The 478-nt window shown below is 46.2% G+C and carries 1 protein-coding gene; it reads left to right on the plus strand.

Annotated elements, in window-relative coordinates; translation table 11 throughout:
- Window positions 1-478 (plus strand): DEAD/DEAH box helicase family protein (locus EKM70_RS11310; protein ID WP_164506389.1); only part of this gene is annotated, 478 nt, incomplete at both ends.

Raw genomic sequence — 478 nt, forward strand, 5'->3', positions numbered from 1 at the left:
TGAAGCCGTGATGCACCGGATTCACGACCATCAAGATGGCTTTGTTTGGCATACCACGGGTTCTGGTAAAACGCTCACTTCATATAAAACCGCTAAATTAGCTGCGCAAGATCCTGGTGTCGATAAGGTCATCTTTTTAGTTGACCGGCGGGATTTAGACGAACAGACAACTAGCAACTTTAGTGCCTATGCTGCCAATGACGATATTGCCATTAACGAAGCCCAAAATACCGGTGATTTAATGCGTAAGTTGCAACAAAACGACGGTAAGGTCTTGGTCACCTCGATTCAAAAACTTCATCGGGCGGTCAAAAAAACGCAAGCCCAGTTGGCAACCGGTAAGCAATCCCGCTTTAGTAAGACTTTAAAGCAACGGGTGATCTGCTTTGTTGACGAAGCCCACCGGTCGCAGTTTGGTAAGATGCAAAAGGAAATTCGGGCAGCGTTTGTCAATAGTAATTGGTATGGTTACACCGGC

The sequence above is a fragment of the Levilactobacillus lindianensis genome (assembly GCF_003946095.1).
Taxonomy (GTDB): domain Bacteria; phylum Bacillota; class Bacilli; order Lactobacillales; family Lactobacillaceae; genus Levilactobacillus; species Levilactobacillus lindianensis.